Source organism: Metallosphaera yellowstonensis MK1 (genome assembly GCF_000243315.1).
GTDB lineage: Archaea > Thermoproteota > Thermoprotei_A > Sulfolobales > Sulfolobaceae > Metallosphaera > Metallosphaera yellowstonensis.
Genome location: NZ_JH597761.1, coordinates 1,154,913 through 1,178,966, shown reverse-complemented (window position 1 = coordinate 1,178,966; position 24,054 = coordinate 1,154,913). Strand labels below are relative to the sequence as shown.

Annotated in this window: 29 protein-coding genes and 2 pseudogenes; 7 read left to right on the top strand and 24 right to left on the bottom strand. The window is 48.6% G+C overall.

The genetic code is table 11. The features are described from left to right. Nucleotides 1–2: 2 nt before the first annotated feature. Nucleotides 3–905, top strand: a complete 903-nt coding sequence (locus tag METMK1DRAFT_RS06910; protein WP_009072160.1) for a helical membrane plugin domain-containing protein — start codon at nucleotides 3–5, stop codon at nucleotides 903–905. A 43-nt stretch (nucleotides 906–948) separates the two neighbouring features. Here METMK1DRAFT_RS06910 and METMK1DRAFT_RS20040 read toward each other — a convergent pair. Beyond that, nucleotides 949–1,138, bottom strand: a pseudogene (locus tag METMK1DRAFT_RS20040) (hypothetical protein). A 240-nt stretch (nucleotides 1,139–1,378) separates the two neighbouring features. Here METMK1DRAFT_RS20040 and METMK1DRAFT_RS17565 point away from each other — a divergent pair. Beyond that, entirely contained in the window at nucleotides 1,379–1,552 is a 174-nt protein-coding gene (locus tag METMK1DRAFT_RS17565) for a hypothetical protein (protein WP_155812323.1), read from the top strand. Between the two features lie 36 nt (nucleotides 1,553–1,588). Here the strand turns inward: METMK1DRAFT_RS17565 and METMK1DRAFT_RS06905 are convergent, their stop codons facing one another. The 3 genes from METMK1DRAFT_RS06905 to METMK1DRAFT_RS06895 are packed head-to-tail and all read right to left on the bottom strand — an operon-like array spanning nucleotide 1,589 to nucleotide 3,372. Then, nucleotides 1,589–2,311, bottom strand: coding sequence for an ABC transporter permease (locus tag METMK1DRAFT_RS06905; protein WP_009072156.1), 723 nt, complete (start codon nucleotides 2,309–2,311; stop codon nucleotides 1,589–1,591). Continuing rightward, entirely contained in the window at nucleotides 2,308–3,126 is an 819-nt protein-coding gene (locus METMK1DRAFT_RS06900; protein ID WP_009072155.1) for an ABC transporter ATP-binding protein, read from the bottom strand. Before METMK1DRAFT_RS06900 ends, METMK1DRAFT_RS06905 begins: the two co-directional genes overlap by 4 nt. A 57-nt stretch (nucleotides 3,127–3,183) precedes the next feature. After that, the gene (locus METMK1DRAFT_RS06895) at nucleotides 3,184–3,372 is read right to left on the bottom strand and encodes a hypothetical protein (RefSeq protein WP_009072152.1); all 189 of its coding nucleotides are present in this window, start codon (nucleotides 3,370–3,372) and stop codon (nucleotides 3,184–3,186) included. Nucleotides 3,373–3,491: 119 nt separating this feature from the next. Here METMK1DRAFT_RS06895 and METMK1DRAFT_RS06890 point away from each other — a divergent pair, with 119 nt between their 5' ends. Next, nucleotides 3,492–3,812: an IS200/IS605 family accessory protein TnpB-related protein gene (locus METMK1DRAFT_RS06890; protein WP_245544578.1), complete on the top strand. Its 321-nt coding sequence runs from the start codon at nucleotides 3,492–3,494 to the stop codon at nucleotides 3,810–3,812. A 10-nt stretch (nucleotides 3,813–3,822) separates the two neighbouring features. Here METMK1DRAFT_RS06890 and METMK1DRAFT_RS19480 read toward each other — a convergent pair whose 3' ends face one another. Beyond that, nucleotides 3,823–3,951, bottom strand: coding sequence for a hypothetical protein (locus METMK1DRAFT_RS19480; RefSeq protein WP_281034091.1), 129 nt, complete (start codon nucleotides 3,949–3,951; stop codon nucleotides 3,823–3,825). Nucleotides 3,952–4,005: 54 nt separating this feature from the next. On the opposite strand from METMK1DRAFT_RS19480, the gene METMK1DRAFT_RS06885 reads away from it, so the two are divergent. After that, nucleotides 4,006–4,449, top strand: a complete 444-nt coding sequence (locus METMK1DRAFT_RS06885; RefSeq protein ID WP_009072148.1) for a hypothetical protein — start codon at nucleotides 4,006–4,008, stop codon at nucleotides 4,447–4,449. 373 nt (nucleotides 4,450–4,822) lie between these two features. Here the strand turns inward: METMK1DRAFT_RS06885 and METMK1DRAFT_RS06880 are convergent, their stop codons facing one another. Beyond that, on the bottom strand, nucleotides 4,823–6,175 hold the full coding sequence (locus METMK1DRAFT_RS06880; protein ID WP_009072146.1) for an MFS transporter: 1,353 nt from the start codon (nucleotides 6,173–6,175) through the stop codon (nucleotides 4,823–4,825). 116 nt (nucleotides 6,176–6,291) lie between these two features. On the opposite strand from METMK1DRAFT_RS06880, the gene METMK1DRAFT_RS06875 reads away from it, so the two are divergent. Next, nucleotides 6,292–7,857: an aldehyde dehydrogenase family protein gene (locus METMK1DRAFT_RS06875; protein WP_009072145.1), complete on the top strand. Its 1,566-nt coding sequence runs from the start codon at nucleotides 6,292–6,294 to the stop codon at nucleotides 7,855–7,857. A gap of 481 nt (nucleotides 7,858–8,338) precedes the next feature. Here METMK1DRAFT_RS06875 and METMK1DRAFT_RS06870 read toward each other — a convergent pair whose 3' ends face one another. Beyond that, on the bottom strand, nucleotides 8,339–9,007 hold the full coding sequence (locus METMK1DRAFT_RS06870; RefSeq protein ID WP_048087696.1) for a PD-(D/E)XK nuclease family protein: 669 nt from the start codon (nucleotides 9,005–9,007) through the stop codon (nucleotides 8,339–8,341). 443 nt (nucleotides 9,008–9,450) lie between these two features. Here METMK1DRAFT_RS06870 and METMK1DRAFT_RS06865 point away from each other — a divergent pair, with 443 nt between their 5' ends. After that, on the top strand, nucleotides 9,451–10,458 hold the full coding sequence (locus METMK1DRAFT_RS06865; RefSeq protein ID WP_009072139.1) for a P-aminobenzoate N-oxygenase AurF: 1,008 nt from the start codon (nucleotides 9,451–9,453) through the stop codon (nucleotides 10,456–10,458). Nucleotides 10,459–11,195: 737 nt separating this feature from the next. Here METMK1DRAFT_RS06865 and METMK1DRAFT_RS06860 read toward each other — a convergent pair. From METMK1DRAFT_RS06860 to METMK1DRAFT_RS06790, 16 genes are all read right to left on the bottom strand, one after another. After that, the gene (locus METMK1DRAFT_RS06860; RefSeq protein ID WP_009072137.1) at nucleotides 11,196–11,969 is read right to left on the bottom strand and encodes an enoyl-CoA hydratase-related protein; all 774 of its coding nucleotides are present in this window, start codon (nucleotides 11,967–11,969) and stop codon (nucleotides 11,196–11,198) included. Beyond that, nucleotides 11,962–12,714: an enoyl-CoA hydratase-related protein gene (locus METMK1DRAFT_RS06855; protein ID WP_009072135.1), complete on the bottom strand. Its 753-nt coding sequence runs from the start codon at nucleotides 12,712–12,714 to the stop codon at nucleotides 11,962–11,964. Before METMK1DRAFT_RS06855 ends, METMK1DRAFT_RS06860 begins: the two co-directional genes overlap by 8 nt. A 79-nt stretch (nucleotides 12,715–12,793) precedes the next feature. Continuing rightward, the gene (locus METMK1DRAFT_RS06850; protein ID WP_009072133.1) at nucleotides 12,794–13,774 is read right to left on the bottom strand and encodes an alcohol dehydrogenase catalytic domain-containing protein; all 981 of its coding nucleotides are present in this window, start codon (nucleotides 13,772–13,774) and stop codon (nucleotides 12,794–12,796) included. An 87-nt stretch (nucleotides 13,775–13,861) separates the two neighbouring features. Next, nucleotides 13,862–14,032, bottom strand: a complete 171-nt coding sequence (locus tag METMK1DRAFT_RS17560; protein ID WP_155812322.1) for a hypothetical protein — start codon at nucleotides 14,030–14,032, stop codon at nucleotides 13,862–13,864. Nucleotides 14,033–14,206: 174 nt separating this feature from the next. Next, the gene (locus METMK1DRAFT_RS06845; protein WP_009072132.1) at nucleotides 14,207–14,815 is read right to left on the bottom strand and encodes an MBL fold metallo-hydrolase; all 609 of its coding nucleotides are present in this window, start codon (nucleotides 14,813–14,815) and stop codon (nucleotides 14,207–14,209) included. Continuing rightward, a complete protein-coding gene (locus METMK1DRAFT_RS06840) occupies nucleotides 14,815–15,177 on the bottom strand; it encodes a DsrE family protein (RefSeq protein ID WP_009072129.1) in 363 nt (120 codons plus the stop codon). The genes METMK1DRAFT_RS06845 and METMK1DRAFT_RS06840 overlap by 1 nt, the downstream gene beginning before the upstream one ends. Then, the gene (locus tag METMK1DRAFT_RS06835) at nucleotides 15,174–15,473 is read right to left on the bottom strand and encodes a hypothetical protein (protein ID WP_009072128.1); all 300 of its coding nucleotides are present in this window, start codon (nucleotides 15,471–15,473) and stop codon (nucleotides 15,174–15,176) included. Before METMK1DRAFT_RS06835 ends, METMK1DRAFT_RS06840 begins: the two co-directional genes overlap by 4 nt. A gap of 3 nt (nucleotides 15,474–15,476) precedes the next feature. Next, on the bottom strand, nucleotides 15,477–16,703 hold the full coding sequence (locus tag METMK1DRAFT_RS06830) for a YeeE/YedE family protein (protein WP_009072125.1): 1,227 nt from the start codon (nucleotides 16,701–16,703) through the stop codon (nucleotides 15,477–15,479). A gap of 22 nt (nucleotides 16,704–16,725) precedes the next feature. Beyond that, nucleotides 16,726–16,977 (bottom strand): sulfurtransferase TusA family protein, encoded by a 252-nt coding sequence (locus METMK1DRAFT_RS06825; RefSeq protein ID WP_009072123.1) that lies wholly within the window; start codon nucleotides 16,975–16,977, stop codon nucleotides 16,726–16,728. Between the two features lie 79 nt (nucleotides 16,978–17,056). Continuing rightward, entirely contained in the window at nucleotides 17,057–17,596 is a 540-nt protein-coding gene (locus METMK1DRAFT_RS06820; protein ID WP_009072121.1) for a TQO small subunit DoxD, read from the bottom strand. After that, nucleotides 17,571–18,506, bottom strand: a complete 936-nt coding sequence (locus METMK1DRAFT_RS06815; RefSeq protein ID WP_245544576.1) for a hypothetical protein — start codon at nucleotides 18,504–18,506, stop codon at nucleotides 17,571–17,573. Before METMK1DRAFT_RS06815 ends, METMK1DRAFT_RS06820 begins: the two co-directional genes overlap by 26 nt. A 1-nt stretch (nucleotide 18,507) precedes the next feature. Continuing rightward, a complete protein-coding gene (locus METMK1DRAFT_RS06810; RefSeq protein ID WP_009072117.1) occupies nucleotides 18,508–19,734 on the bottom strand; it encodes a YncE family protein in 1,227 nt (408 codons plus the stop codon). A gap of 83 nt (nucleotides 19,735–19,817) precedes the next feature. Next, nucleotides 19,818–20,093, bottom strand: a complete 276-nt coding sequence (locus METMK1DRAFT_RS06805) for a DsrE-related protein (protein WP_009072115.1) — start codon at nucleotides 20,091–20,093, stop codon at nucleotides 19,818–19,820. 28 nt (nucleotides 20,094–20,121) lie between these two features. Further along, nucleotides 20,122–21,339, bottom strand: a complete 1,218-nt coding sequence (locus METMK1DRAFT_RS06800; protein WP_009072112.1) for an RNA-guided endonuclease InsQ/TnpB family protein — start codon at nucleotides 21,337–21,339, stop codon at nucleotides 20,122–20,124. Then, complete coding sequence (locus METMK1DRAFT_RS06795; RefSeq protein ID WP_009072110.1) at nucleotides 21,323–21,964, bottom strand: IS607 family transposase; 642 nt, start codon at nucleotides 21,962–21,964, stop codon at nucleotides 21,323–21,325. The genes METMK1DRAFT_RS06800 and METMK1DRAFT_RS06795 overlap by 17 nt, the downstream gene beginning before the upstream one ends. 72 nt (nucleotides 21,965–22,036) lie before the next feature. Beyond that, entirely contained in the window at nucleotides 22,037–22,411 is a 375-nt protein-coding gene (locus METMK1DRAFT_RS06790) for a hypothetical protein (RefSeq protein ID WP_009072108.1), read from the bottom strand. Between the two features lie 148 nt (nucleotides 22,412–22,559). Between METMK1DRAFT_RS06790 and METMK1DRAFT_RS18475 the strand changes: the two are divergent. Further along, a pseudogene (locus METMK1DRAFT_RS18475) lies at nucleotides 22,560–22,819 on the top strand (IS256 family transposase); the annotation flags it as partial. Between the two features lie 13 nt (nucleotides 22,820–22,832). Here the strand turns inward: METMK1DRAFT_RS18475 and METMK1DRAFT_RS06780 are convergent. Further along, entirely contained in the window at nucleotides 22,833–23,891 is a 1,059-nt protein-coding gene (locus METMK1DRAFT_RS06780; protein WP_009072105.1) for an ISH3 family transposase, read from the bottom strand. Nucleotides 23,892–24,054 lie beyond the last annotated feature (163 nt).

Below are 24,054 nucleotides of genomic sequence, written 5' to 3'. Positions count from 1 at the left end.
CTATGGCTACCGAGGTCAACTTGGAGAAGGTCATGGCTAAGCTAGACGAGAAGAAGATGGAGGAATTAGCAAACTTTCTGGATCACGTCTCTACCCTCAACGAAGTGCTAGGCAAGGTAGCACAACTCAAGGATTCCGGTGCACTCGATGTACTCATAAACTTCAGCTATGGAGCAAAGTCCCTGAGGGATGCCCTCAACGACGACGCCATACAGAGCATTGCGGATATGTTATCCAACATGATGGTGATAGCAGGTTCCATGAAGACGAGACAAAAGGAAATTGAGGACATTCTGGCCAACGCTGACGCGTTAAAGGATGCGGTGATGAGGCTAAAGGCCCTCAAGGACAGCGGTACCTTAGATGTCCTAGTGAACATGTCTTACGCACTCAAGTCCCTGAGGGATGCCCTCAACGACGACGCCATAACCAACCTGGGGAACACCATAGGACAATTGATGGATGTCCTGAGCGGGATAAATCCGAGATCAGCAGAGGGTCTAAAGGCGATATTAGCTAAAGCTCCAGAACTTAACGAGGTCATCAAGAGGGTATTGGAGCTCAAGGACAGCGGTACCTTAGATGTCCTAGTGAACATGTCTTACGCACTCAAGTCCCTGAGGGATGCCCTCAACGACGACGCCATAACCAACCTAGGAACTACCCTGTCCCTCATATTCGACTTTCTGCCCAAGGGTTTAGAATTCCTGAACTCCGTCATGAGACCCCCCTTAAGTGAACTGGTAGAGGTCCTGAGCGGGGAGGAGGCCTTGAAGGTCCTATCAAAACCCGAGAATGTAACTCTGGGGAAGTTAATAACCCTAATGAAGGATCCAGACATACAGAGGGGACTAGGCGTGATGATGGGAATGCTCAAGGTGATAGGGAAGAACTTTAGACCCTAATTCTTTGGAAGCTCTTTTTTGTAAACATTTTCCTAGTTCCCGTTTATCCCTCCACTTTCATTTCAATCATTTTATCTTTATTCATGATCGAGTGTAGGTAACTAGCCCTCAATTACACGCTCATTCTAGTCACACGTGGGTCATGAAACTCCTTCGAGCCCGACGGCACGGGGCTCACATCCCAGATCACTCCCACCCCTTTGGACTTAGCCCGCATCGGCGTGAGAGGTCATCATTTATCAACAAAAATTTATTATAAACAAATATAAAAAGACTTCTGTTAATGTGAAAAAGGATCCAGCCCTTAGATCCTATTAGGTTTTTGTAGTGATTTATCGGAATGGAAGAATTACGATCAGCGAATATAACCTGCTATCCTTTTTCATTATTACCTTTAGAAAACGTCGTTAAATAAAGAAAACTCCTTATCATTCATATGAAAGTTTAAATAGGAAAAGATGGGAAGGTTATTGATGAAGGTATACTTCACCATTAAGCAAACTTCAACGTGTCCTACAAATTATGGACTCTACGAATGCAAATTAACTGAGGAGGGTGAGAACTGCAGATTACTGGCATGCGTCGTTAACAGGTTATCAACAAATTTTGAACCTGAACTCTCCTTTGACCTACTACCTGGGCTTTAAGGGAAAACTTTTTGTCCCTTGGGGCTTCTCTTCTCTTTATTCTTCTCTCCACTTGGATATCTTGAGCGAAATTGTAAAGAAGATCAGACACTCTACGATCAATGCTAGGAGCGACAGTGGATCGAATTGGTAAAGTCCTGTGACCCATTGACTCAGGGCAGACGCCGAGGCTGATGGTAATATCAGGACGATCTCCCTCAACTCAGGGCTCAGCACGGCGAAGGGATAATAGACAGGCGGGAATACGGTGAGGATAGTGCTGAGCACCCCAGATACCGCCCAAGAATGCCTAGTGTAAGGCACTAGCGTGCCTATGAAGAAAGCTAGTCCCGATATTACGTAGTTTAAGAACGTTGAAACTAGGACGATCTCAACGGAGGAGGCTGGGGTAAGAACCCCCAGGAGCAAACCCATGATCACGTAAGCTATAACCCCAGGTACAGAGAAGACGTAGTTCGCCGTAGCGAGGCCCAGCATGTAGTCCAGCGGAGTAACTTCACTAGCGACTAGCATGTCCTGAATTTTCATCTCTTTCCTGAGCATGACTACGTCAGATAAGCTCACCACGGCGTTTGTCGCCACAACGGAGATCATCCCCCCCACTACAGCATAGCTCAATAGTTCACCTCTCGACAAGACGTACACTAGGAAGAGGATTGCCAGGGGGTTGATGAGGTAAGTGAAGACGTAGGTGTAACCTCTCCTGAGGAACGAGTAACCGTAAAACCACGCGAAGATTAAAATGAACCTATAGTTCAATTTCCCTCACCATTAAGTATGAATAAATCCTCTAGGCTCACGGGTTTTATTACCGCCTTCCCCACTAGGGATTTAGCCTTCTCGTCTTCTAGATACGAGATGGGAGTCTTCCCAACCACTAACTCTCCCACCCCCTCTACTCTCACTTTCCCTTTGAGAGGAGATAGTAACTCCTCCTTACTACCCTTAGCTATAACCCTTCCCCTCCCCAGCATGAGGATTTCGTGGGAGAGTTCCTCAGCCTCCTCCATGTAGTGGGTAGTTAAGACTATTCTGGAACGTAGGGTCCGGATAATTGACCACACCTCCAGTCTAGATATGGGATCGAGACCCGTGGTAGGTTCATCCAGGAATATGACCTCTGCGTTGGAGCTCATGGCCATGGCTACGAACACTTTCCTCTTCATTCCCCCAGACAAATCGTCACATGGTTTGTCCTTAACCTCCCAAAGACCAATCTCTTTAAGGGCTTTCCTCGCCTCCTCGCGTGCCGAGCTTAAGGAGTGACCTCGTGAGGTGAGGAACATGATCACGTGTTCGAACGGGCTAGCGAATCCTACCGGCTTAGCCTCCTGAGGAATGGAGACCATCAACTTCCTCACTATTTTAGCGTCTTTGATGATATCATAGCCCATTATCCTTGCTATCCCGCCACTGGGCAATAGTTGGGTGGAAAGTATTCTGAGCAAGGTGGTCTTACCTGCCCCGTTCCTTCCAAGGACAGTCAAAATCTTGGCAGAGGACATAAAAGTAACGTCGGACAGGGCCCTTGTCCCATCCTTATAAACCTTGGAGAGTGCGACGGCCTCTATCATAATATAACGAGTAGAGCCCTCTAAGTTAAATTAATTGGCTTCATACAATTTAAGTGTTTACCCGTGGCGTAACATATCTTCTTTAATTACTTCTAATTCCACCACGGGCACCCCTCTTAAGGGATCACACAGGGTCACCCTCAACTCATTGGGGCTAGTCGAGGGAAACACCACTACCCTCCCATCCACACTTTTATCACTCCCCAAACCTCGTGAGCAGTGCCCGTCATCAGTTAGGGGGATCATCAATAAAAACTACTTCGGTGATACTATATAAACACAACTTGTCAAAACGATATTTAGATGATTAAAAATAACGAGTAGTTACGTAGAAGCGTCACAGTCTGGACAAGATGTTTCTCAAGATGAAGGTCAAGCTCGCCGAGGCTCAAGGGCGCTCGAAGGAGCTGAGGGACGTGAGGTTGGGCAAACACTTCCCCGAGAAGTACGACGTGGTCGTCATGGAGGACGTTCAAGTTAAGGAACTGGTGGGTAAGTCCTCAAGGAGGATGAGGCTCCGCGACGTCGCGTTCCACGAGCTCGAGACCGTCCTGAAGTACCAGGTGGAGAAGTACGGCAAGGAACTGGTCCTCGTCGAACCATCATGTACCTCCAAGGCCTGTGCCATGTGCGTACACGTGAAGGACTCGACCTCAGCAGATCGCGTGTTCTCTGCAGTTGGGTAACAGACCGTGACTAAAACGCTTCCCTGAACGTGCTCAAGAGATCAGGACTGGTGGCCTGTAGTGCCTGTGGTCCTCCGCCCTCTACCCGCTGGGCAAGGAAGCAGGAAGCCCCGTCCGTCAGGGCGAGGTGGTTTACCACGTGTGCACAAGCACCTCTGCAAAGGCTTAAAGTTCTCTAGAACGAGCTTTTAGCATGAAAAAGAAAGTGGTACTTGTTGGTCTCGTTATCATCCTATTGGGAGTAGTAATGGCGTTCATAGGCTTCTCAGAGGTTACACCTTACGTGATGGTGTACTCTGGAAACCTACCACCCGGACAATCAGTGGTCAAGGAGTTAAGGCCAGGACTGGATAGTGTTGCCCTTACCTTTAACTCAAGTTATCCATTGCGTGTCGTAGTAGATGGGGGAACGCTCCTTAAACAGGAAAGTCTATCAGGATCAATGTCGTTAGTCCTGAACGGTAGTTCTCCTGTACTTTCCATTGAGAACAACGGAACTTCAGTGGTCAAGTTCACTGTGGCCTCGACGTCAATTACAAGTATGACAGAGTTTGGCGGGGTCTTGTTCATAGTTGGGGCCTTAGTTAGTTTCATAGGTCTAGCAATATTGATCTACGGTTTAATAAGGAGAAGTTGACTAGGGCTACCTCCACAAAGCGGGCTACTCAGATGTCCCTTACGATTCACTTCATTTATGTATAATTTTCGTGATTTAACAATTTCACTGAAATTTTGATGTAAGTTCACTTTCTCTTCCCCGATCAAGATGGGCTTAATCCTTTTTATACAAGCAGTTATGGGACTTTCCCTTAAATATCACCCTGTAATCAGGCGAAATCTAATAAACGCTGTTATACTAGAAAATAGGTTTTCATACATTCAATAATGATGGGATGTAAAATGATTGAAGTGAAGGTGTAGGGTCAAACTGGAGTTTTAGGTACAGAATGGGTGGCGGGAGAAACAAAACAAACATCTTAAAATGGGATAACGTACCCTTCACGAGCGTTCTATGTGGAGAGTTCCTCCAGTTCCACCCTAGACGCCCTAGGCCCCAAAGCTACGACGTCCAAGAACACAATAACGGCGAAGACGAAGACTACTACGTACATATAGAAGGGACCGTAACTCTTAAGGACTAGAGGCAGAAGACTTAACCAAACGAAGTTACCTAACCTGCTCAGGGAGTATTGAACACCGTCAGCGAAAGATCTAATCCTAGTTGGGTAAAGCTCTGCTCCGTACTGATGAAATGAGTTGGAGAATATGTTGGAGAGAAAACCAAAAGTGAAACCAGTCGTGATCACTTCGGTTGCGGAGCTGGCCAAACCGAACAGAAGGCCCACGATTCCCATCAATAACGCGACGCCTCCTACTTGATACTTCCTGTCGAACCTCACGCTATCTATGACAGCTATTGAGACCAGCGAGGAGAGGAAATAGGATGAGTAGATCAACACTGAGTACTCTAATGTATGGACTAGAGTGAAACCCTTCTGGAACAGGACCGTAGGTGCCAAGGAAGCGAAACCGTAATACACTCCGGTCTGTAGGAACTCGAAAATCCACAGCATTATGGTTCTCTTCCTATATGCCTTTGAGAAGAGCTCAGATATGGGGACTCTCGTGATGGTAGGAACTTTGATCTGAAACGGTGGTGGTAGCTCTCCCTTCTCCCTCCTGGCTATCTCTTCCATTTTTGACAAAATTTTTTCCGCATCTTCCAACCTTCCCCTGGTCTCCAACCACCTAGGCGACTCAGGTATAAGGAACCTAAAGGGGATGATCAATATTACTCCCAAACCGCCAATTATGTAGAGCCACTGCCAACCTTGTAGGACTATTGTCCTGGGAATGAGGAAGTAAGCCAAGAGAGCTACGGTTAGAGGGGCGAGCCAAGCAATGGTGTAGGCAGTAGATAGGGCTCTGCCCCTGAGCTTTGAGGGAAAGAACTCTGTGGTCAGTATATCGATAACTATCAGGGCCTCTGGGCCCACTCCAAGACCCGTTATGAACCTGAGTAACGCCAGCACTTCAGGATTTGGGGAGAAAGGTGTGAGCAGTAAACCCAAGCTCATTATGCCCAAGTTTAACAGCAGTGCTGTCCTCCTTCCCATAGAGTCCCCAATGTAGGAGAACAACACACATCCTACGAAGGCCCCAAGGAAGAAGACCGCAATGATATCAAAGATGGTCACCGTGGTGGGGATAGCGAAAAACTTCGAGACGGGTTGAACTGTGAACCCTGCATTGAAGAGGTCGTAAAGCTCAAAAAATTCTCCCAAGGCTAGGAGGACTACTAACCTTGTGTGAAACGAGGTCCAGGGAAGCCTCTCAATTCTTCCTGCTATCGAGCTTGTCATGATGTATAAGCAAATTTATGTCATTTAAGGATTTTCTGTATTGTAATATCGTTGTTTTTCTTATTCATCGTGCCTCCATCCTAAGGTTAATTTAGGGAATATGTATAGTATAATACATGCCTTTCGTAAACGAGAAGACCTATCAGAGATACGTACAGGAAGGGAGAGAAGAGGAGTTTCATAAGTTATTCGAGGAGGGACTGAAGAAGGTCTCGGAGGAACTCGGGAGAGAGTACCCGATACTCCTAGGTGATAGAGAGCTCAAGACACGTGAGAAGATTGAGGTTAGATCCCCTATCGACACGTCCCTGACCTTGGGTATCTTCCAGAAGGCGGATTCATCGCTAGTGAAGCTAGCAGTCTCCAACGCTAAAGACGCATTCAGAGATTGGAGGGATTCGGACTGGAAGGACAGAGTTGAGTTCACAGTGAGGGCTGCAAACGAGCTCAGGAGGATGAAGTATGAACTGGCTGCCACGATAACCTACGAGAACGGTAAGATAAGGACGGAAAGTGTGGCAGAGGTAGACGAGACTATTGACTACTTCAACTATTACGCTCAGGTACTGGAAGAGAACAGAGGTTATGTCAAGGAGATGGAAGGGAGAATATACAAGAACGAGAGGGGAGTGTCGGTTATGCGACCCTACGGACCTTGGTTGATAATCTCACCCTTTAACTTCCCTCTCGCCATCACGGCCACTATGGCCTTGGGAGCCCTAATAACTGGTAACACCGTCGTGATAAAGCCTTCCTCAGACACTCCACTATCAGCGTTCAAGTTAGTACAGGTTCTCAGGAGGGCAGGTTTCCCAGCAGACGCAATCAATTACGTTACGACTCCAGGGGAGGAGGTCTCCCGAGTATTGGAGACCGATCTGAATGTTGCTGGTTTTGCATTCACCGGTTCGAGGGAGGTAGGGCATCGCTTACTGAAGGTCTTCGTCAATCTGAGGCCTAGGCCGGCAGTGTTGGAGCTCGGTGGGAAGAACGCCACGGTGGTGACTGTTAAGGCAGACCTGAAGAAAGCGGTGGAGGGGACTTACAGAGGTGCCTTCGGTTTCGACGGACAGAAGTGCAGTGCCACTTCCAGGGTTTTTGTGGAGGAGGGAGTTTATGAAGAGTTCCTGAGAAGATTGAAGGCTAGGGCTGACACGACTCAGATAGGCGATCCGAGGCAGAGGACGACCTTCATGGGTCCACTTATAAACAAGCAGGCTTTGGAGAAGTTCAGGAAGTTTGTGGATCAAGCCCTGAGCGAAGGTGGCAAGGTTCTAGTGGGCGGAAAGGTGAGGGAAGACACTAAGACTTACCTGGTGGAACCGACTGTGATCACAGACGTCCCCTACACCAGCTCCCTTTGGAAGACTGAGCTATTCGTCCCCATAGTCCTGGTCAAGTCTGTGAGGAACCTGGAGGAAGCAGTGAGGCTTGTGAATGACGTCGACTACGGGCTTACGGCAGGCATATTTTCAGAGGATGAGAGAGAGGTAGAGTACTTCTTCAGGAACGTAGAGGCCGGCGTGGTTTACGCCAATAGGGAGGTCGGTTCCACAACGGGGGCCATGCCCGGAGTTCAGCCCTTCGGTGGATGGAAGGACTCAGGTCTCACGGGTAGGAACGCCGGAGGACCCTATTACCTGCTTTCCTTCCTGAGGGAACAGGCTAGGACCACGTACTAGACGAGCGGTGACTTCGGAGCTGATGCGGGTATAAGTGGACCTCACGACTTTGGGCCAATGTATGTGGTTAAACGTACGTCTTGTCAGTATGGCTAATCAGGACCTCAATATGACCTAAGAACAGCAGTTATTAGATTTCGCCTTGACTTTAAGGCTACACTTAACGAGAAACCCCATAACTGCTGCTAAGAAGATTGCTTTTTGTTTACTATATCAAATAAAATTGTATTAAAGGATCACATCACGATCCGTGACGGACATGAGTAAATGACTAGGAGGGTGTGGGAAAATTGAACATGGTAGCGATACCTTCTTCCTCAATATCCTTCACATCAGGCATATATCATTTCATCACTCGATGACCCGTGAGAAATCAGTGGTCAGAACTGGTTGAACGTTAACCCTTGGAGTTTTGGCAGTCACTAGATTTCATGATTACAGGTCGACATTTAGGAAAGGTTCCACGACTGCTGAAGTATGTTCACTGGTCCCTATCACATCTGGCCCTGTGAATACAGAACTTACATTGCCAATTCATCTCCTGACTCAGTTTGGCCTCAGCCTCAGGGATCTCTCTCTTCTTGACGTAGTTGTGTAGCCTTTCAACTCTCTCCAAGGTCTTCTTGTAAAGGTCTTCGTCGAACTCCACCAATATCTCCTCAATGTCGAAGTTTGATCTGTCCACGTACATGAGGATTCCCTTGGATCTGGGGTAGGCCTTCATGTAGAGGTTGAGCTGTGCTCTGTGATCTAGCCTAGGAAGATAGCCCTTTCTCAGCTTATCCTGCAAATCGTCCACGCTCTTCACCTCTATCAAGTACCTCTCCTTGGTGAACTCCACTACTATGAGGTCATCTGCTCTCCCGGATATCACTATGTCGTGATTGGTGGGGTGGGGTATCCTTATGGGTACTTCGCTTTGGATCCTTATGGAGTCCTCTCTCTTGAGGATCTCCGCTATGAGGTCGTGTAGTACCGTCCCTAGCACGGTGAACCTGGCACTATCGTAGCCGGCGTTCACTGGGTATAACCTATCGTAGTATTGCCTTCTCATACAGTTCCATATCTGAGAAGGCCAATATTCTCCCTCAAAGGGTTCCCTTATCTCGTTTTCCGAGAGGTGTTTGTAGATTATTTCCTTAACCACCAAGGACAGGACACCGCTCCTGAATATTAGTGAGAGGTCATCGTAATAAGGATTGGTTCTTAGCGACGACGAACATTCCACTTGAGAACCTCCAATGAAGTGCAGCAGATATGGGATTTTTCGTTAGGTGTAGCCTTAAAGTCAAGGCGAAATCTAGTAACTGCTGGAAGTGGAAGCTCGCAAAGCTTTCGCGGACTCTTGAAAGGATAACCCGGTTCCTGAACGCGATTCGACACGAGGTAGATGAGGACTCTTCAGGTGCTCTGGATCCAAGGTTCTCGTCAAGCTGTAGGTTTCAAGAGAACAGGAATTATGCGACATTCCCTCAAAGGCTGCCTCACGTAATGGGAAATCTGATAACTGTTGTAAGTAACTTATCTCGGACTCAATTATATGGTTAAAGTAAACATTTAAATAGTTTCTAAAACATAGATAAACGAGGTTTGATGACCGAACTAGATTACGAAAAAGAACCTGTCTACCCCGAGTTCAACGTCTACCCTCCCAGGTGGAACTTCGACAATGAGAGGGCCTGGCAACTCTACAGGAGGGCCAAGAGGGAACAGTGGGACGAGGAGGAGATAGACTGGAACAGGGTCAGGGAGATAGCGTCAGGGTTGGACAGGAAACAGAGGTTGGCCATAGCCTACTGGTGGTCACTTCTGTCTAACTTTGACAACGCGACTCCCGTGTTCGCACACGCGGTGATAAAGGCCTTTGAACATCATTTGGACACCGCGGTGAGAGGGATATTGACAACCATAACCTACGACGAGAACAGACACAATATGGTCTGCGGTCTCGCCATAGACTCCATGATGAGAGGCTTTCCCTTCAATTTCAAGCCTCAGGACGACCTTGAGAGGAAGGCTATGCTAAACGTGATGTGGACTTGGTACAACGGGTCGAGGTACTGGAAGGCCTACCTAGAGGCTTACAGGAAGTACACCCTAGACGTACTCTTCACCTCCTTCATGATGGGGGAAGCTGCAGCCACCACCGTGTTTACAACCATGTCAAGAGGATCTAAAATCGAGGAGTTCTCCAAGGCCTTCAAGAATACCGCAGTTGACGAGACTAGGCATTACGCCTTCACCCACCTAATCATGACACAAAATGCCCCTAGGATGGCTGAGGAACAAAAGAGCCTAGTGACTAAACAGGTCAGGGCAGGCTTCGTGTTCCTCTCCCTAATAACCTATAAGCCTCCCAAGGAGTTCTGGAAGCTACCTCCCTGGTTCGAGTCGGTTAACGAACGTATGGAGGATCTCGCCAGGGACTCTGGGTTCTATATACCTGAAATTAAGGAAAAGGAAGAGGCGTGGAGGAGCGCGATGATAAGGGTCGGGGCTACATTGGCTAGGTTCGGAATTAAGATGCCTGCAGTTCCCGAGATAGGCGTGACCGGTGAGGAAGTACAAGTGACGGAGGAAGACTTCGTCCCTATTTTCTAACGTTTTCGATTCCATTCCTTTTTTTCAATGCGCAATGAGCTACGACGCTTGCTGGACGTGATCTCAGTGCGAGACGATGCTTTGCGGGAAGTCCTATCTAAATAAACCACGTTCGTTTATGGGTTAGCTAAGGCAATTTAACCACTGATGCGAAAGCCGTTTACACGCAACTAACAAACATCAGTTAATACAGCAGTTACGGGATTTTCCCTTGAGTACCCCCCTTAATCTAGGCGAACTCCAATAACTACTGAGTTACAGCTGTTATGGGAATCTTAGGGAGGTAATACGAAGAAGTCGGTATTAGCGAGAAGTTTTTCGACGTCGTCCTACTGAAAAGGTGCGGAAAGGGACCGATCGAGTTCGCTAGGGATAGGCCGTCAAGGCGGTCAACAGGCTGGGCGTGGTGAGGGGAACGGGAGGAGCAGGAAGGTTAACTGGCACTAGTCCTCATGGTCCTGATCGACGGGAGGGCCAGAGTCGTCAGGGAGCTGGTGGGGGAGCTGAACCTGAGGAGCATGGAGGCGTTCCTCAGGTCCTCGAGCGCCGTTTGGGCTAACCACCTGGGCTGATGAAAATCTTTAAGTTACGTTGAAATCCCATAACTGCTGTTAGATTTTGCCTTGATAAAAGGGCAATTTCTAAGGGAAAATCCCATAACTGCTGTAACAAATGCGTAGATCCCTCGTGGTAAGGTCAGCTATAGGGAGATGGCCCCAGCCACTGCTCAATAGAGCTCAGAACTTCCAGTTCGGCTTCCTCTTCTCCAGGAATGCCCTCATGCCCTCTTTACCGTCCTCTGAGGAGATTGAGACGTAGAAGTTCCTCCTCTCTATGTCTAACCCCTGCTGTAGAGTGGTCTCAAGGGCCTTGTTAACAGATTCCTTAGCCAGCTCCACTGCAAACTTGGACTTGGAGGCGACTTCCCTCCCTAGTCTAATCGCCTCGTCGAGTAACGCCTCGTCTGGAACTACCTTGTAAACTAACCCCATTCTATATGCCTCCCAGGCTGAGATCAACCTACCTGTTAAGACTAACTCCATAGCCCTATATTTACCCACCGTTCTGGTGAGCCTCTGGGTGCCTCCCGCTCCTGGTATTATTCCCAAGTTAATCTCTGGTTGTCCTAGTCTCGCACTCTCGCCTGCTATTATTATATCACACGCCATTGCTAACTCCAGGCCACCTCCGGCCGTTACGCCATTGAGAGCAGCTATGATAGGCCTCTTGAAAGATCTCATAGCCTCCCACAGGGGCATGTGTCCCTCCCTCACCACACTTTCTAGGGGCATCTCCACCATCTCCTTAACGTCCGCCCCTGCTGAGAATGCCTTCCCCACGCCCGTGACCACTACCGATGACACTTCCCTCTCTCTAGATAGGGTCCTGAAGGCCTCCACCAAGTCGTAAACCATGGCCATGTTGATGGCGTTGAGTCTATCTGGCCTGTTCAACTTCACTACGGCAACGTTACCTATTCTCTCCGCAATTACGGTGTTCAGTTCACTCACCTCTGAACTCAGGTTTCCTCTTCTCCAGGAAGGCCTTGACCCCCTCCTTGAAATCCCTGGTCTTTCCAAGGAACCCCTGCATTGCCGACTCGTACTCGAGATACTCCTCGATGTCGAAGAAGATGGCCCTATTTATGAGCCTCTTACTGGCGGAGTAGGCCTTGAAGGGCCCCTTGGATATCCCCTCGGAGAGTTTGAGTGCCTCTCCCAAGGGATCGTCAGTCAACCTGACTATCCCTACTTCAGCCATCTCCTGGGCCGTTATCTCTCCTCCCAAGAGGAGTCTCTCAAGGAACCTGGATCCTCCCATCCTAGCTAACATTAAGGTCAATCCTGTGTCTGGTGCCAGACCTATTCCGTGAAAGGCGGTGACGAACTTGGCGTTCTTGGAGGCTAACCTCAAGTCGCATACTAGTGAGAGACTTATCCCAGCTCCCGCGGCAACACCGTTCACTGCCGAAATGAAGATCTTGGGGGAAAACCTTATCTCCCTGTAGATAGGGTAGAACGAAATCCTTAGGTCCTCCGTCAGGTCTTCTGACACTGAGGCTATGTCCGCCCCCACGGAGAAAGCCCTCCCGGCACCGGTGATCACGGCGACCCTCTTCCCCTGATTGGCGTTGAACTCCCTGATGGCTCTTCCCAACTCGCTCCTCAGCTCCAGGTTCATGGCGTTTAACTTTTCAGGTCTATTCAAGGTTATGACAGACACGGGTCCCAAATCTTGAACTTCGACTACGGCCATGGACAACTGTCTCATTACATATATATAAGGATTGAATTAAGTAGAAGAGAGGAAAAACATATGATTCTTTAGGAGGAAATTACGGTTTCAGGAATATCCTACCATCCTTCCCCTTGGCTACCCACTCCAGGGCTTCCCTACCCTGCTCCAACGGCAGAATCCTCCAGACCCTGACCCTACAGTCCTTGCAGAGCTCGGTCAGCTCGAGCAGCTCCTTCCTGGTTCCTCCAGTGGTTCCTATTATCTTCTGATGTTTCCCGTACACCGTGGAGAGGTCCAGGTTCACTTGCGAACCGGTCAGACCGCCGAAGAACACGAGCCTCCCTCCGACTCCCAGAACCTTCAGGCTGGATTCCCAGACTGCGTTACCCACTGAGTTTATCACGACGTCAGCCATCCTACCCATGGTGATCTCTCTCACCTTATCCTGGACCTGGTCGTAACCCACCACGTGATCTGAAAACTCAGCGACCCAAGGCTTGGAGGATACGGCTATAACCCTGGCCCCCATTTTCTTGGCCAGTTGGATGGCAAATGCCCCAGTGTTCCCAGATGCACCAAAGACGACAACGTAATCCAAGGGTTTGACTTCGGCCTCTTTTAGAGCGTGGTACGAGGTCAGAGCTGCAACGGGCAAGGAGGCAGAGAGTTCTGGCGGAAGATCTACCTTTACCAAGTTCTTCTCAGGTACTGCCATATACTCTGCGAAACCGCCGTTGGTGACTACACTCATTATCCCACCGTTTCTGCAAACCATTTCCCTCCCCGAGAGGCAAATATCACAGGAACCGTCGAACAACCTGTTGTAAACTACCACCCTGTCACCCTTCTTCACCCCTTTGACATGTTCTCCCACATCCTCAACCTCTCCGTAGACCTCGGCTCCTGGTATGTGGGGCATAGGCTGTACTGGGATTAACTGAACCACGGCGTAATCGATGGGATTTACCCCAGCTAATTTCACCTTGACAAGAACGTCATGAGGGCCCAATAGAGGCGTTGGTACTTCCCTTACCCTCAGGTTGTCCAATCCGCTCTTATCGAAGACCAGAGCTTTCATAGAATAGATTTATTAAGCATAATTAAAAAATTAACTTTACTCAAAGAAACTTAGATATTTTTAAGGTGATGTGAAACCGGCCAAACTTCAGTTCAGCGTAAACGGACCTCTGGTTTCGACCTGGAGACCGACCTTTTGGGTGAGTTGAGGTTGTTCTGGAAACAAGGCAAGCTCGAGATGTACTACAGTGTCGAGAACGCCTGGCACGCCTCCATTTCCGTAGAGGTAGAAGTAGAAATGACGGGGAACCTCGGGCAATAGTCATTTGACCTAACTTTCAAGATATGATGTTTAAGAAAAGTCCCAAAGTTGTCCTCACGATTGAATTTTGGTCGTTGCCAGTATCGAGGAGATTAGATCTCACTCTCCCTGAACTTCAACTCCTAAGTCCGCGAGTCCTCTAGAGGTCCTCGGATGATAAAGATAAGGGACTCACCAGTCGTCAGGTCCCACAACTCCGTTTAAGAACGGGTTGCTCTTAAGTTCCTCCTTTAGACTGGTAGTATCCCCGTGACCTGGGTAGATCTCGTTGATGTCCATGCCCTTTAGTTTCTCCAACGTCTCCCTGAGAACTTCCCTATCACCTCCCAGGTCATATCTTCCCACCGTTCCTTTGAACAGCGTGTCACCTGTAAACATTTTTCCGACCCAGAGAAGGGACGTACTCCCCATGGTATGGCCAGGCGTTGACACGGCCTGGAGTATTTGCGAGCCGAATCTAAATTCCTGACCGTCCCGCAAATCGTCATGAGGGGCGGGTGGCTTCTCTCTCCAATCATAGAAGAGTGGCATGAGGTCCACGTCCTTAAAATTAAGGTAAAACTTAGCACCGGTGATCCTGACCAACTCCTTTACCCCAAGGACATGATCGAAGTGGCCGTGGGTCGAGATCACATACTTAAGGTTCAGGTTATAGGACTTAATGAAGGATATGAGCTCCCCTGGCTCGCCTCCAGGATCTATTACGACCGCCTCTCCCCTATCCCAGAGGAGGTAAGAATTAGTGTTCAAGGGGCCCAAAACAAATACCTTTAGACTCATCAAAACACCAGGGTTTCCTTGGACTGGGAACTCTTCAGGGCGAACTCTGAGACTCCACCTACCTTTACCTTATAGACGAAGTCCTCCTCCTTGAAGTTCTTCACCCTCATTCCAAACTCACAGGCCGTTATCTCGAGATCATCTCCTGCGAGGTCCATTAGGTTATCTAGATAGTATTTCAAGTTCTTGGTACCGTTCAGGCTAATTTTCTCCGACTCGGCAGTGAGTGCCCTCAGGGCGTCCATTGTGAAAAACATGTACACCTTATTCCCACCAGATGCATATCCTATGGCCGTGATGACTCCCATGAAGAGCTTCTCCTCCTGCCCTGAGATCATCATGAACGAATACATCTCTGTCATTTGGACACCTCCTTAGATTCCACATACCTCACGAGGCCGTACCAGAAGAAGATTAGACCAACGTAAACTACGATGTAACACGTCCACGCGGTGGCCTCCAGGTATCCTTGAAGTTGCTCGGGAGTGACGTATATGGCGAAGTTTGCCTCCCTCAAGGCAATGTTGTCGGCCCCCGTGAGGTAGACCTTACTGAACTGAAACCAGACAATGGCGAATAGGGACAGTATGAGGGGGGCAATGACTTTCCTTACAGGATACGACTTTGCCTTGGTTTTAGCCTTTTCCATCTCCTCCATGGTTCACAACCTCTCCTGAACCTTCACGGCTAGGTAAACCCCTCCTAACATGCCTAGGAGGAATATGTAGCCGTCATAACCCAGTTGTCCAAAGTTCGTCCACATCAATCCAACGTTACAACCAAGAGCCACCCTCACGCCTATTCCCACAAGCATACCTCCCAAGAAGCCTATGACTAACCTCTTCTTGTCCTTCGGTATCCTGATCTTAAAGTCTCCGCTAAGATAGGATGCTGAGAAGGCACCCACACATAGCATCACTACCATCAGTGTGCTGGGATCGACTATGGGGAGGGAGTCGTTGAACCACGGCGTGTTGGTGAACAGGTTTATACCCAAGGGCATGAGGATGTACTCGAAGAACCTCCCTCCGTCAGATGAAGTTATTACCAGGTAATTGAAAGTGTACCCGGCCCCCACTAAGAACACGAATATCATATCCAAGGCTAAGATGACCGTGGATAGATTCGTACCATAGGGCTTCCTCAGCAGTAGCATGTCCTTGACGTCTTGTTTCAGTCTCAATCCAGAGGAGGTCTCGGCGGGTGTTGGGATACCTGGGGATCCCAAGGCCCTTATCCCTGGAAGACCTGGCGTTGAACCTCCCAGCGACTTCCCCCACCTGTTCCTAGTCCTCCATTGGAAGTACACGCCCAACAATATTAGTGGAAGGGCAACAATGAAGGTTGTAACATACACAGCCAGGCTGGAAGTGGAGTGGAACAACAAGTAAGGGAGGTACTCAACATATCCCCCACTAGTAGTTGAGAGTATTCCGGCCTGCATCGTGTAGGATTGGAAGGGCCATATGGCCACCGCAAAAACGTAAGTCCCTATCATCATACCGAAGAGCTCTATCCAATTCTGAACGTATCCGCTGCTGGCCCTGTATAACATGGATAGGTTACAACCCCCTGCCATCGCGGCCCCAAATCCGAAGATGAAGGAACCCACAAGGATGTACCAACCAGCGAAGTAGTTGTAAAAGTATTGGTCGACTGCAGGTATTACACCGAATGCGGTGAGGATCCCGGTGCCCAGGGCGGTCAGTCCGAAGAGGAGGAGTAGGGCACCAAACCTCTCAAGACTTTTAGTGGTAAATATTGAAGTCATAGCGTTTATGAAGCAGTAATTCCCTCTCTGGGCCACCCAACCTAGGATAAATCCGCTCAATCCGAAGAGGCCAAATATGACGGCCCAAGTCTCGGAAAAAACTGGTTGTAAGATCATTGAGGGCGTGGCCAAGACTAGCTCACCTCACCTTAAGTATTCTGAACCTGAATAGGTCACCGTCCTTCAGTATCATGTAAGGGTACCCTAGGTTCTTACAAAGGGAGGGAAGGGTTACGTCCACCGCGGGCTGGTGGTCCGTCAGGACCTCTAGGATCTGACCGATCTTCATCTTCTTTAGCTTCTTACTGGCCATCATCTCAGGGACAGGGCACGACTCCCCCACTACGTCTAATGTGTCGTCTGGCTCCTTAATTTTCAATACGTCTTCCATCGTCTCACCAAAGAATACTTGGGGAACCTGCTTTTAAGTTATCCCCATTTTTAAATAGTTTTTTAAACTGAGTGTAAATCTAGTAAAATAATAAAAAAAGGATCACGGACAGGTATAGGATCGTTCCGATAGAGAACCATAGGAGGGACATGTTCATGATCCTGCTCTTCCTGGAGATCAACCAGTCCAGCGAGAGGGGGCCAGGCCCGTTAATGACTAGGAAAGCGTCGAATATCATGAGTAGTAGATTAATCCCATATTCCTCGGTTCCCGTCCAATAGGCAGAGAGGAAGTAGATCAGGTTCGTGTAGAACGCCACAGTCCCGCTCAACCTGTTAGCTAACCCCAGGAAGGTGAGGATTGCAAAGGAAACCTCACCAACCATGACTAACTCCCCCACAAGTAGGACGTGGGGGAACACGACTGCGTAGAGGAAACCTCTTATGGGCGAGCCCTCGGCCAGATATTGGACGGTTATCCCCACGTAGGAGGTCGAGGCTGGGTTCAGGAACCCAGGGTTGAGTAACTTCTCGAATATTCCCGCGTAGGCCCATATAGTTGCTACTGCCAATCTTACTAGGGTGAGCCAGGCCTTATTGGATAGGTTTACTGTTTTCAATTGAGACGGCCCTCCTAACCAGTAGGGAGGAGATCACGCTGACCTGCCAAACCCCTAATCCCAACATCACCAGACCGAGCAACGAAGGGGAAAACAGGATCAATGCCTGCAGGATACCTCCCGTCCAAGCACCGGCCATGAAAGTTCCGTACTTCCAGGTTATTCCCTTCGTCACTGCCGGATATGCACCCGAGAGTAGGTAGAGCAAGGAGTTCACTGCGGTGGGGGTCAGACAACAGACCCCTGCTATGGTGCCCAAAGATGGTATGGAGGCAGTTAAGAACCCGGCTGCGGTGTTATAGGTGCTCAACCTCAAAGATTTAGGAACCGCCCATTTGAGAGCGTTAGAGGAGACGTAAAGTAGGGAAGTTACGTAGTAGCTGAGTATCAGTGAGAGCGTCAAGACGACGTCGTTGGCCAGGCCTATTAGGTACTGCACCGGAGAGAACACTAGGAGTCCCCCAAACACTGGGAAGCCAACTGCCTGATAAGTTATGGTCGTGAGGTCGTGAAAGTAGGGACTGACGTTGACGTTTGGTATAAGGAGAAGGCCAGAGACCACCAGGTAGCTTAAGAAATAGGAGGGGAAAAACGTCATTACCAGTGCCCTTCCGAACCCATCCCTCAAGGTTGCCCTGACCACTGTTCTCAGCCTCATGGGCCCGTGAACTAGGATGAACCTCCCCTTCTTCATCCTGAACACGAGAAACCCGACCACTCCAGACACCAGAGCATATACCAATACGAAGATAAGGAACGGTATCTCAAACGTGACCTGTCCAGTGTCAGCTAGTGGGGAATACCATAACCCGAGAACCCTAACTCCGTTCACAACTATTGGTAGAAATACGGTTGCATTGAAAAAGGAGAAAACTGTGAAAAAAGGATTTACAGCTTTCAATAAGCCCACCTTAACAGTGGAGTCCTGTAACTGGGGGAGACATCACTTGGCTGAGGAGGTAATTGGCCATCCCCAGGTTGACTGGTATCACGAAGGCCGGAGCGGTGGTGAGAGGTAACTCATAGGCGACGGACAGTGAGGAGAGAGATATCAGCACTATCATCCCTCCAGTGTTGACGTTTCCGTGGATAACCACATATGCGTATTGATCCCCAGGGGCTATCTCTATGTCTGCAAGACCCGGCGAGTTGATTTGAGGCAACTGGATCTCCTTTACGACCTGGAAGTTGGAGGTGGAGATGACCACTACAGTGTCATTGTTGATAGGAGCCTCAAGGTAGTATTGTCCATCAGGAGTGAAGACTCCCCTCTGTGGTACCAACTTTCCTGGCATCTTAACCATGCCCATCAACTGTAGGTTGGGCAAGGAGTAGAATCCAACTGAGTTATTTCCTGCGTACTCAACTGCGACCATAGTTCCCTGGAAGTTTAGAGAAACCATATAGGGCTGTGGTAATACCTGTTCGTTAGGAGAGAGAGTTAGGAGGGACTTAACCACCTGTCCGTTGCTGGCGTTAATGATATCCACGGTCTCATTAAACCTCATCGGCACTATCAGCTCACTTCCGTCCGGAGTCCACCTAACGTCACAGGGATAGGCCGTGGCCCCGTTAGCCCTAAGGAATGTCACCTTCCATACTGTCTGTAAGGTCTGCACGTTGATGACTTCCAGTATTCCAGAGGGTCCGTCAGCCAAAGCTACATATTCACCGTTGGGAGAGAAGGATGCACCTATGAACCCTATCTGACCCTCTGAGGAGCCAACGTAAAGGGTCTCTACTACCTTAAAGCTCTGTGGGTCAAGGACGAACACAGTCCCGTTGTTCACAGGCACGAAGAGGTACTTGGGCATTACTCCTGCAGGAATCTCCTCCCAGTAGTACACCTGTTGAGGGAGATTAGTTGAGATGTTAGTGTACCTAGTGAACCCGAGGAAACTCTGTGATTGACTGAACGGGTTCAGGACCTGTGCCAACCCCTTTTGAGTAAAGGCGATGAAATAGAAATTAGAGGAAGTGGTAGAGGAAGTGGAGTTGCTTGGAGTTGTGGTAGTGGTTGAATTAGGAGTCGTAGTGGTGCTCGAAGGTGATGGGCTTCTCATTATGAGAAGGGCAGCTCCTACTCCTATAAGGAGTATGATAACTACCCCTGCTATAATAAGGAGTTTGTAGTTCATAATCTCTCATTACATTCGTCAAGGTGTGGCTTTTAAAAATAACGCATTTATAACTACTTTCTCTCATTTACTTAACTTTTTTATTAAATTGTTATAATCAAGTCCACCTGGTCGAGGACGGCGCCGTAAAAGTCTGGGAAACAGCCTATCTTACAGGAGGATATCAATTTATCGGCCAGGTTCCTCATGTATACGCATTGGTCACACGCTTGGAGGTAAATCCCCTTCTCCTTGGCCAACCTATCGAGCCTATCCCCCAGAGGGTTGTCCCTCATGGGTATGTAGACATTATCGTGAATGAAGAACATCGCTTTGACCTCAACGCCGTGTCTGCCCTCCTCTATCTGTGGCACTATCATCTGGCCTAAGATATATGACCGTTTGTCCCTATACTTTCATTTCAATCATTTTATGTTCATTCATGATCGAGTGCAGGGACTTAGCCCTCAGCCACCCACTTAAGGTAGGTGGGTCATGGGACTCCTTCGAGCCCAACGGCACGGGGCTCACATCTCCAGCCCTTTTCTTCAGATTGTACAGTGCAACCACGTCCCTATGCCACCTCTCCTTCCCCTTCCCACAAACACCAACCCTCGGGGCATCGCCCCCATCGGGTCGGTAAACGATCTTCGTCCCGTGGATTGGACAAGTTGAAGAAGTATAAGATGGGTTAACCAAAATTACTGGAACACCGAACTCCCTAGCCTTCTCTATGATAGCGTTCTTCATTGAGGAAAATGCTGAACGGTAAATCCTCAACCTAAGTTGTTTATCCTTCACGTCCTTTATCATATGCTCCGGAGTTCTCCCTGGCAAGTCCTCCAAGACAATGGCACTCCTACTTTCAAAAGCTTCAATGACGATCAGCTTGGCTAATTTCCTCCTAACGTCTACTTTCTTATCCCTCTCCCTCAGCCTCTTTAACTTCCCCCTCACTTCCCTATCCTTAGTTGGCTTACCAGTAGTTGTCAACTTCCTCCTATACTCATAGCCCAGAGTAATTTTCTTAGTGTTAGTCTCTAAAAGCGTCGGTTTTCCATGAACTAATACGGAGACCGAGTCCTCGTTGAGGTCGACTGGGATGAAACCCTTAGGCTCATAAGGTTTAACATCCTTCTTAAAAATGACGTAGAACTCCACCACGTTCCCCTTCATCAGCCTAAACCTGGCCTCACTGGCAATCGACCAGCCCTTGTTATAATATCTCCAGAAGATCTTAGGGAAGGTTGGTGAAATGAAAACCCTACCCTTCTTTGTGGAAATTGAAATCGTGTCGAGGCTGAACTTCCACAGATGATCATCCAGGTGAATAGTAACTCTCCTCACAGACGGTTTCTCAGTGTAGGCCCTACCTCTCTTCTTCAACTTCTCAAAGCTGTCCAACCTCTCGCTTGCGTCCTCACAGGCGGTGTAAATGAAATGGGATGGTAAGTCCTTGTACTTCTCCCTCTCAGTCTTGTAAATCCCAGCTTTAATCCTGATGAAGGAGGTAGTCTCGTTTGACAACGCATAATTTATTGCGTCCTCTAGAACCTCTCTGTACTCCTCCTCAACTTCCTTAAGTGCTGAGTAAGTTTTATGGTCAACCCTAACCCTTAACTTCACTGTCCTCTCCACTCAACTCACCTATCAACTTCTTTACACCCTGAACCAGGACTGTCTTCTTGTGACTCCTCATTCCGTAAATTTTCCCTGCGAATGAGGTAATGATTGAGATTAAGTCCTCAACTAGCTCTCGTGCGTCATCTTTGGGCTCCTCACCGAAAACTACTTCAATCTTAACTCCCACGGTTGAGAAGAACTCCTCAATGTACTCGAAACCGAACCTTGTTAACCTATCTTGGTAGGTTATTAATACGACGTCTACACTCCTTCCCTCAACAAGTTTGAATAGCCTTAACAGTCCTTTCCTTTGCGTGTTCAACCCGCTAGCTATATCTTTCAGTACTTCAACCACCTTGTAACCCTTCGCCGTTGCGTAATTTGTTAGGTAGTTCACTTGCCTCTCCAAGTCTTCCCTCCGGTCAGCCGAGGACACCCTTGCATAAATTACAGCCCTCGTCTCTTCCCTCTTCTCTAAGTACTTCTTAATCTCGCTGTAAGGTATCCTATACTTCCCTCCTTCAGTCGTTACTGCCCTTATCTTCCCTTCTCTGATCCACCGTAGGAGTGTTGAGTATGAAATGCTGAGCAGTTGGCAAGCCTCCTTAGGTCTCAGTAGTCTCTCCACAAAATTGGTTGATAATAAATAAATATAAAAAGATTTCTATTAACGTGAGAAAGGATTCAGCTCAAGTTCGACTCAATGATGTACGCCACTCGTTTCAACTGAGATCACCTCGTGGAAGTTCTCAACTACCTTCTCTAGAAGCTCGTTCATCTGAAGTCCCTTGATCGACTTAAGGGAAGCCAACAACTCCTCACGTGTCCTCCTCCCGTCCTCTGAGGCCTCCAACAGGACCTCCAGGGCTATTATGAGGAGTGGACACTCGCTACTCCGGTACCTGAGCTCGGTGCTGTTCGAGTACAGCTCAAACCACCTACCCCCCTCCAACTCTCTCCTTCCCAACTTCTTAAAGCACCTCTCACTGCGAAGTTGGTAAAGTCTGGTCATGAGGAAGTCCGAGGCATATCTCCTCTGGACTGGACATCCACAGTGGTCTAACTTAACTTTCATTGGGTAAAGAGAAATTATTCTCCCTAATATAAAATTGATGGGCGATTCAGGGCTCCATTGCGATTTCTATTTGTTTCTATAGAATGAAAGTGACATAATTGATCCTACATCAGTAACACTAAAAGGGGGACGAGCGCTAGGTCATACCATGAGACATCTATTTTATCACGTGGTGACCTCGCTCGTCCCCGAGTTACTTGGGAAGGACGCGCTATTAAATGAAACGGTGGCTGAGATCGAGAGGAGGGCCCTGGAGGAGGCGGAGAGGACCTCCCCCAGGTACGTCAGGGGGAAGGAGGTGAGGAGGAGGGGTTACGCCAGGTACAGGTTCTTGAGGGGGTTCAAGGTCTCCCTCCGGGGGTCGTGTACGGGCTGGAGTGGGTCACGGTGAGGTTGCCCGTGCTGTACGGTAGACCCAAAATCACCTCCTTGAAAATAAATCTATATTATTAATAAGCGGTTCTACTGATTTAAGTAGAAAATCTCTTAGATAGAATAAATCATCAGAAAACAAGAGTATTAGGAGTAACCTGAACTCCTCCCTCCTCACCTCCCCCTTGAATACGGTGTACAGGGAGTAGAAGGCCACGGCCAGCACGAAGATCAACGTGCGGAAGACGAACTTGGTGGAACTGGTGAAGGGGAGAAAGGCCTTGATGTTCCGGTAAGAGGTCTCTATGGGACCCCTCACCTTGTTGTACAACTTCAACACCTCCCCCTTCGGTAGGTCGAGGTTCGTAGCCCTAGCGAAGTAAACGAGAGTCCTCTTCTTTCTCCTGACCTTCTCCTTGCTGTACACGAGGAGCCTGAACTCGACCTGCTCGTCCCTCCTGTGCCTCTTACTGTTCGTCTCGTACTCGCCGTCGAACTCCCGGTGGACCTTCACGTCCCCAACAGGGACGGCAATTACGTACTTAAACTGCGAAACGAAGTTGAGCACGTCAACCGTGTAGAAACCAGCGTCGAGAGTTATCAACCTCACCTTGAACCCCATGGCGACGACTTGCTCCACGAGGGCCTTCACGACCTCATCCTTGGTCATCCCGTTCACTTGAGTGACGAAAGCTAGTAGGAGCACTTTCCCGTCAAACTTAGTCGTCGCAGTTGCGTAGTTCCAAGAGTTTCCCTCCTCCGAACTCCCGAGCCCCTCCACCGGTCTCCCGTACCAGGTCTTGGTGGTCCAGTCTATTGAGAGGTCTATCTCCTTGACTCCCTTCAGTACCTCCAAGGATATTTTCCTGGCGCTTTCCAAGAGTTTCTCAATAACTTCCACCCCTTGCTCCTCCACGTAATTCCTCACGGTCTGTGGGGACACGCCATACGCCCTCGACTTGTTCTCTACTGAATCGTTCCACAGACAGGCCGAGATGAGGGTTCTCGCCACCTCTTCCCCTCTCTTTCCCTTGAAGTTCAGCATGGAAAGTAATTTATATCCTATTTGTTGAACGTTGTTTTGGTGAGGGAGATGATGTATTATCATCTCGCTATCACACGTGGTAATACCACATCTCCCTCACCTTAAACCTTTCTTCAACTGAATTCTTAATACTCATATAAATCCTGTTATTCGCTATGAGTCGATATTATACTGCCAGAATTATTTTTCATAATATGATTTTGGGTCTACCGTGTAAGGGGAGGGG